The sequence below is a fragment of the Clostridium sp. AM43-3BH genome (genome assembly GCF_003479985.1).
GTDB classification, from domain to species: domain Bacteria; phylum Bacillota; class Clostridia; order Lachnospirales; family Lachnospiraceae; genus Otoolea; species Otoolea fessa.
This window is the reverse complement of sequence record NZ_QUIH01000008.1, coordinates 171,544-179,645: the sequence shown is the minus strand read 5'-3', so window position 1 is coordinate 179,645 and position 8,102 is coordinate 171,544. Positions and strand designations below refer to the sequence as shown.

6 protein-coding genes are annotated in these 8,102 nt (G+C 49.9%); 1 reads left to right on the top strand and 5 read right to left on the bottom strand.

Features of this window, described 5'->3' with window-relative positions; translation table 11 throughout:
- Positions 1-352 precede the first annotated feature (352 nt).
- Together DW931_RS13565 and DW931_RS13560 are read right to left on the bottom strand one after the other, a co-directional pair.
- The gene (locus tag DW931_RS13565) at positions 353-1,666 is read right to left on the bottom strand and encodes an SLC13 family permease (RefSeq protein WP_107001732.1); all 1,314 of its coding nucleotides are present in this window, start codon (positions 1,664-1,666) and stop codon (positions 353-355) included.
- 13 nt (positions 1,667-1,679) lie between these two features.
- A complete protein-coding gene (locus DW931_RS13560) occupies positions 1,680-2,543 on the bottom strand; it encodes a DUF6282 family protein (protein ID WP_107001733.1) in 864 nt (287 codons plus the stop codon).
- A gap of 211 nt (positions 2,544-2,754) precedes the next feature.
- Between DW931_RS13560 and DW931_RS13555 the strand changes: the two genes are divergently transcribed.
- Positions 2,755-3,675, top strand: coding sequence for a LysR family transcriptional regulator (locus tag DW931_RS13555; RefSeq protein ID WP_107001734.1), 921 nt, complete (start codon positions 2,755-2,757; stop codon positions 3,673-3,675).
- A gap of 146 nt (positions 3,676-3,821) precedes the next feature.
- On the opposite strand, the gene DW931_RS13550 is transcribed toward DW931_RS13555, so the two are convergent.
- The 3 genes from DW931_RS13550 to DW931_RS13540 all read right to left on the bottom strand — a co-directional run bounded on the left by DW931_RS13550 (position 3,822) and on the right by DW931_RS13540 (position 8,084).
- Complete coding sequence (locus DW931_RS13550) at positions 3,822-5,135, bottom strand: M18 family aminopeptidase (protein ID WP_338108873.1); 1,314 nt, start codon at positions 5,133-5,135, stop codon at positions 3,822-3,824.
- Complete coding sequence (locus DW931_RS13545; RefSeq protein WP_107001735.1) at positions 5,132-6,559, bottom strand: amino acid permease; 1,428 nt, start codon at positions 6,557-6,559, stop codon at positions 5,132-5,134. Before DW931_RS13545 ends, DW931_RS13550 begins: the two co-directional genes overlap by 4 nt.
- Positions 6,560-6,875: 316 nt before the next feature.
- The gene (locus DW931_RS13540) at positions 6,876-8,084 is read right to left on the bottom strand and encodes a TolC family protein (protein WP_107001736.1); all 1,209 of its coding nucleotides are present in this window, start codon (positions 8,082-8,084) and stop codon (positions 6,876-6,878) included.
- Between the last annotated feature and the right edge of the window lie 18 nt (positions 8,085-8,102).

Genomic DNA, 8,102 nt, shown 5'->3' with positions numbered 1-8,102 from the left:
TTTCTTTATCCTCCTTCTTGATTTTCCCAATCGTAACTGTTCAGTACCTTCACAGTCACGCGCAGTAAATGCGCAGACCTACTGAACAGTTACTTCCAATCTTCATATTTCATCGAAAGCTGCCAGAACAGGCTGACAGCTTTTCGAACAAACATCTTCTCATTCAAGTCGAACGCCCGTGAGACTTGGCGCGTGATTCTGGTCAGCGTAAGCTGACATATTCTTTACAGAATCACTGCGCATCCTCGCGGAGCGTTTATCTCAGTCGGAGACAAGGCTTCCACTGAGACAAATTTGCTATTACTCACCACCTGAAGATGTGGGAGTCTTCTCGACTGAGATAAAATTTCCCTTACAGAACAACTGCTACAATCAGGTTATATACCGCACAGCAGATAACGCTGATCGGCACTGCCACAAAGAGCAGGCGGTTGAACAGGTGATTTCGATCCTCCTCGTTTCCGCAGGAGCCAAGAATCAGGCTGCCGCCGGATGAGAACGGGCTGATCGCACTGCTCTGTGCACCAAGAATCGTGCAGGCAAAGAGTGCTGCCGGGTTTAATCCGGTTGCTGCCGCAAGTCCCGGAATCAGTGGGAACAGGGCCGGTGCTACAACACCGGTTGTAGAACTGAAGAAACTCATAAATGCGCCTACAAAGCTGAATGCCAGCGGAATCAGGGCTGTCGGAACATTAGAACCAATCCATGCGGATAATGCATCAATGGTACCGGCCTGAACTGCAACGGCGATAAGCATGCCGGCTCCGGCAATCATGAGGATGGTGTTCCACGGAACACGTGCGATAACTTCCTTCTGCGGCGCCAGATCAAAGAGCAGTGCAATGATGGTAAAGCAGAATGCCACCAGTCCTACATCAACCTTTCCGGCAATTTTTCCAATCAGTTCATTGCCAGGAACCGCCATCTTTAAGAGCGGGAATACCAGAACAATCACCATCATCAGAATCATTAAATGCAGGGTTGTTTTCTGTTTCTTGTCAAACGGCTCCGGGCGATTGAACGTTACGCCTTTTCCGATACCGCGGTTGCTCTTGAAACCGAAGCGAAAAATTGCAATCAGAATCAGGGAAAATACAATCGCGAAACCAAAAATTTTCATTTCATCTACAAAGGAATTCGTTGCTTCAAATGCCGGTTCTGCTTCATAAGCAGTATCAATCAGACCGCGGAATACGACGCCCAGCGAAGCTGTGGGGAAGTTTCCGCCTGCCAGTGCACCGCAGTTGATCGCCACCGCACCGGTCAGCTTGTCCATCTTTGCTTCCTCACAGATAAGGATGGTAATCGGTGCCAGGAATGCCAGAACGGTAAAGTATGCAGCGCCCATAACAGAAAGCACAACTGCTACAAAAAATAACGCAAAGGGAAGCATACCCGGAAATTTACGGCACATATAGAGAAGACTGGCCGACATTTTTTCAAGTGTTCCATTCACAGCTGCAAAGTTGTAAAACAGTGATACTGACAGGATGACAAACATGGTGCTGACCGGCCAGAAGCCAATCAGCTCTTTTGTTTTTAATCCCATGCCAAAACAACCAATCAAGTATGCAAAGGCAATACAGAAAAATCCCGTATTGATTTTCGTTTTATATCCCAATATAACGGCAACCGCAATGGATGCCACCAAAACTGCACTTAACATGTGATGCGTCCCCCTATTCTTCGATGCCCAACAGTTTTGCCGGAATAGTGTGTGTCATATGGTACACCTGCTCCTCCGGAATTCCATGATCTACCAGATACTGCATATATTCCGCCAGTGCCAGCTCCCAATGCGGGTTTTCTGTCTGACCGCCATCGGTATCAACCATGACATTTTTATAGCCAACCTCTTTGATAAGCTCCAGGTTATCTGCCAGATTGCTCTTGTACTTTCCGCCACCCATGTTCTGTGCATAGCAGCGCTCTAAGATAACGTCATAATCCTTTACCAGACGAAGCTGATCCTCATGGCTCATGCCTACAATCCACCATTCCGGATGGGTTACAACGATGTTTTTTACTCCCATATCCCGGGCAGCTTCCACAACAGTGAAAATCTCCTCCGGTGCAATATGTGCGGTTCCCAGTACAGCGTTGTGGTCACGAATCAGCTCCAACACTGAACGCAGCTCCGGTACAATTTTACCATCTTTCACCACTTCCACGCACTGGCTCAGATCCTGATTCATCTTCTGCATATGGTTTTTTGCCGACTGGGTCGGAAGCCATACTACCTTAGCACCCAGACGAAGCGCCACATCGACTGCCTTCGGATTGATGCCGCCGACTACCTTATTTAAGGTAATACTGCCAAACATCGTAAAATTGTTCGTTTCCCCGTGTACAATTTCGTTGTGGCGGTTGCACAGATACGCCCGATCCATCGTGGTTCCCTGATGCGTCTTGATGACGATAGCGCGTGCCCCAACCCGGATCGCCGCCTCCATCAGTTCGAAATCATCATACGCCCGCAGACGCAGATCCGGATTCGTGTGAACGTGCATGTCGATAACACCCTTCATTAAATCCTGTTTCATCTTGCTTATTCCTCCTATTTATAATCGTCCACAGAGACTTTTTCAAAGCTGCGTTCCCTCGCCGGATTCCTATTCGATTTTCCAGCCGCTGCTTCAGTCTCTGCCATTGATTTTTGCTTGTTTTTATCTTATACTATTTTTGTTATAGGAGAAAGGCAAGATTTGTTATACCAGATATCGGAAATTTCGATACCTCGTAAGGGAGATTTTCATGGATTTAAAGGAACTAGACTATATCGTAACCGTCGCCAACGAGGGAAGCATCTCCCGCGCGGCTGAAAAACTGTTTATGGCGCAGTCGAGCTTAAGCCAGGCGGTCCGCCTGTTTGAACAGGATCTGGGGACGCCGATTTTCGTCCGTACTGCCCGCGGGGTCCGTCCAACCTCTGCCGGGGAGGCATTTATTTTCCATGCCAGACAGATTTTACAGCAGTACCAGGAGGCACGCAGCGAGGCTTCGGATATTGAAAATTTAAAGGGCGGCACTGTCATCTTCGGCATCAGTACCTACCGGGGAACCTACCTGCTGCCGCCGGTCCTGAAAAAATTCCATGCCCTGTATCCACGGGTTCATGTGGAGATCTGTGAGATGGACAGTATTGATCTGGAAAATAAGATTTTAGAGGGGCTTTTAGATCTGGCGCTGATCGCCGCGCCGCCGGTTCGGATCAAACACGGTGTGGATTTCCTGATGCGGGATGAGATCATGATCGCCACCACCGCCGACCACCCGGTCATGGCGTTTGCGAAGCCATGTGAATCGGAGCCGGAACAGATGTGGATTGACCTAAAGGACACCGCACCATTTGAGTATATTCTGGGACCGCCCAGCACCGTCCTCGGACGGACTGGCCGCCGCTCCCTGCGCGAGGCTGGCGTGGAACCGCTGGGACTCGACACCTACCTCTCCGCCTCCTTTGCTGCGGCGATGGCGCGGGAGGGGGTCGGACTCGCGTTTACCTACTGTTCCTGCCGCATCATGCGGGATGAGTTCCGCTATCTGCGGATCGGGAAAGATGGTATTTTCCTCGATCTGGCGCTCGCCTGGCCCGCTGGAAAATACCGCTCGCGGGCGGCGATGGCGCTCGCGAAGCTGTTTCAGGAGATGGCGCCGGAGCTGCTGCGGAAATAATTTTCGCGAATTAAACATCAAAACAAAACGTTTCAGCGCTGCTGGATTTACCGTTTTTCCGTTTTCTAACCATTTTCATTCTATCAAAAACAGCCGCCCCGCGATTCATTTCATCCTTCGCGAAGCGGCTGTTCTTTTAACTATATTTACTCAAAGCAAACCCGCTCTGCCCCTTCAATCTGAAGAGTGGTCTGGTAGAATTTCGTCAGTGCGCGGATTGCGTACTCAACGTCCTTCACACCTGCCGTTTCGTAGCAGGAATGCATCGCAAGCTGCGGCAGACCGATATCGACGGCATGGACGCTGACCTGCGTGTTGGAAAGGTTTCCAAGGGTGGAACCGCCTAAAATATCACTGCGGTTTGCAAACACCTGAACCGGAACACCTGCCTCATTGCAGACATTCGTAAATACCGCACGGCTGAATGCGTCCGTGGTGTATTTCTGGTTCGCGCTCTCCTTGATGACGATACCTTTGTTCATCCAGGAGCAGTTGACCGCATCCGTTTTCTCCCCGTGGTTCGGGTGAACGGCGTGTGCGTTGTCACAGCTTACGAGGAAAGAACCGGCAACTGCCTGATAGTAGTCCTCCGGCGTCTTGCCAAGCGCACCGTTGATGCGGTGCAGGACATCCTGTAAGAAGGTGGACATCGCACCCTGCTTCGTATTGGAACCAACCTCCTCATTGTCGAAGCAGCAATATACGCTGACATCGCGCTCATTCTTCGCCGCCAGAAATGCTTTCAGGGAAACGTAAGCGCACTGTAAGTCGTCCAGTTTCGGGCTGGAAACGAACTCGTCCGCATAACCCCAGATCGTACCCGGCTGACGGTTTACAAGGAAGAGATCTTTGCCTAAAATATCTTCCACGGCCACGCCAAGCTCTTTTGCGATCATCGCGTCAAACGCGCCCTTTTTCAGCGCTCCGGCAGAAAACAGCGGGCATAAATCAACCTGGCGGTTGTATTTGTATCCATTGTTCACCTCACGGTTGAAATGAATCGCTACGTTCGGAATGATGAACAGATCTTTATCGATGTACAGAAGTCTCGCGCTCACGCCCTGACCGTCCTTTACCAGCACACGGCCTGCGACAGTCAGAGGGCGGTCAAACCAGGTGCTGTCGATCATGCCGCCGTATGCTTCTACATCGAGACGCAGATACTCGCCCGGACCATTTAACTCCGGTACATTCTTGATCTTGTAAGTCGGTGAATCACTGTGGGAGGCGCACATCTGGAAATGGTAATCGCCCAGTTCCTTTCCGACGCGGAACGCAATGATACTGGAATGGTTGCGGATCGTGTAATACGTTCCTCCCTGTTTCACGTCCCAGCGGGTTCTCTCCGGCAGATAGGTAAAACCTGCCTCATCCAGCATTCCCTTGATCGTCTCAATCGAATGAAACATACTCGGGCTGTTCTCAATAAAAGTCAATAATTCCTTCGCAGCATTCATCATGCAGACTTCCCTTCTCTCTTCTTAATCGCCGGTAAAATCAGTCCCAGTGCTACCAGAACGACTGGTGTGATGACATTCAGCATGGTTGTGTACAGATCACCCTGTTTGTACATACCTAATAAGCAGCAGGCTGCGGTCAGGATAAAGCACCATGCGCCAAAGCCCAGTGCCACTCCGTTGTTCTTCACAAAACGATACTCGCGCTCAAACTTATCTGAATGTTTGCGAAGCATGAAGTACGCAAAGAATACCCACAGATAACGCATCGGCATGGTAACCGAATTAAGCTGTGTCAGCTGGCGCAGAACCGTATCCGCATTCGGAACCAAAACCTGAGCCAGAATGATGGAACCGGACAGGATGACTACCATCCAGATACCATTGACGTAAGCGCCAAATTTGTTTTTCTTTAAGAGCTTGGTCGGGATGAACTGACGCGCATCCTCGTTGTCAAGCAGCATACGAAGCGGTGCATCGATGCTGACTACCAGCGTCGAGAACTGGCCGATCGCGTTGCAGGCTGCATAAATGATCATAATCAGGTTTCCAACGCCGTAATACTCACCCAGTTTCTGGAATGCCCAGTACTGTCCATTCGCATTGTAAGAGTCAAAATTAGCCTCAACCAAGGATACATCGAACATCATACCCATCGCGATTGTACCGAAGATCGCGCAGACGATTACCATGATCGCTGCAAAAATCATACTCTTCGGGAATCCCTTGGACGGATCCTCTACCTTGTTTACATATGGGGAGATCTTCTCACAGCCGCCGACTGCAAATACAAGGATGGACAAGCTGCTGAAATACTTCCAATCAAAATGCGGAATCAGGTTTTTCAAGCTGAAATCCACCGACAGGTAACCACCGTTCGGATTGATGACCGGTGCAGCAAACATCAGCAGAATGTACAGGATACTCATGACAAACATACTGGTTCCCGCCAGGGTAGCCAGTTTCTTTAACGGGTTTAAGCCGCGGCTTGCAACCCAGCAGAAGAACAGCAGTACCGCAAAGGTAACTAACTGAACCGCTTTCGTGTTAAAGGACGCATACTTCTCTGCGTTCTGGAAAATCATCCAACTCAGCGCTTTCAGACCGCCGGATCCCTTCGATGCGATGTAGGTGACATGGCAAGCCCAGTAGGTCCAACCTGCGTAGTATGCAGCCTTCGCGCCGGTTGTCTCATGAATCCAGGAGCTGACACCGCCGCCCGAATTCTTAAATGCGGAACCAAGCTCTCCGACCATCAGTGCGTACGGTACAAAGTACAGTGCGAACATCAGAATCCAGGAGAAGATAACCTGTGTTCCATTGAAGTATACGAAACCATTTAAAACGTTTCCAAATCCCCAGAGGGTGGAGAAACACATAAAGGAAAGCATATACCACTTGATTTTGTTTTGTTGTGATTTGTTCATATCTTATTTTCTCTCCTTACTGAAAGTATCTTTTTTATTTTCTCATATGCTGCGTTAATTGTCAAAAGTATTTTTTTATTAACCCAGTATTTTCCAGTCCGAATCGGTAGTATTCTGTAGTTTGTGGCTATTTTTTGTTAAATCCATACAATATGCACCTATTTTTTCCCCAAAAAAAGCGGCGATTCGAAAGAAAACGCCGCTTTTTGCCTCTTGTTTTATAAATATTTTATTATATCATTTTCGATATACACAGCTCCTCCAGCGCCACGTTAACCCCCGCGCAGAGGAAGTGCCAGAAACTTAACTTCTGTCCCTACTTCATGTAACCTTTCAGCGCCCACTCATACGTCTCGATCGCCTGCTGCAGGTTCATGTTAGCTGTCTCCTTATCGATCTGCTTTTCCAGTACGGAGACTTCCTCGCTCTTGTACTCCATCTGGGTCGTCATGCCAAGCTCCAGCTTCTTCTGCATCGCATTCATCGCCTGCGTCTCTGCTGCCAGAGACGCATCGGCAAGCTGCAGGGCTGTCTGCTTCTGCATGATGTCGTTGTAGAGTGTCTGCATACTGGAGCGGATCGTCTGCTCCTGGTTCTTGATGGTGCGGTCCATGTTTTTCTTATCAGCTGAACCTTCTGCCATATTGGCATAGCCGCGCTTATTGGACTGTAAGGACAGGTTCTGTTGGAGCGCCGTCTGTGTGTCCGCCGCCAGGTTCATTGCCGCGATCCGTCCAAGATCCGCCTGCGGCAGATCCTGGATATCCGGTTCCGCGTCATAGGTCCAGCCGGTCTGGACGCAGAGCTGCTGGTGCTGGGTCTGAAGCCCCGCTTTCGTCTGTGTCAATGTGGATTGAAGCGACTGCAGCGATTTCTGTGCATTTAACACATCAATCTGGGTCGCCTGACCGAGCTGCTGGCGTTTCTGAGTCATCTGCAGTGTCAGTTCCTGCAGTTCCAGCGATTTCTCCATCAGCGGAATTGTCTTTTTGACCTGATTATACGCCGCAAACGCTGCCTCTACCTGTACCACGACCGCATCCTGGCTGTTCATATAGTCCAGACGGTCCATCTCGCTGTCGCGGTAGGAGGAATCGGCCGACTGCTGCGTTTTTAATGCATTCTGCTCGACCATCACCGATGCAGACATCAGGCTGGCATACGCACTTGCCATGCCCGGCACTGCCAGATAATCCTCAATCTGGTCTGCCTGATCCCGCAGGTTATCCGCGCTGTCATACAGGTCATTTGCCTGATTGTACTGCTTATCCTGCACTTCCTTCGCATTCTTTGTATCGCGTCCTGCCTGATAGGTTGTCTGGTTGTTTAAATACGTCGGGTTGTACTCCTGTACCAGATACGGCAGCTCGCTGTATTCCATCACATTGTCCTGAAGCTTCGCCCATGTATCCGCATCGTAGGCGAACTGCGGGCTGGCAGCCAGCGCCGCAAATGATCCCTGCAATGCCAGAACCGCTGCTGCCGCTGCGCTCAGAAGCGCCGTTTTCCTTCTTCTATGTTTCATTTCCGGTTCCTACTTCCT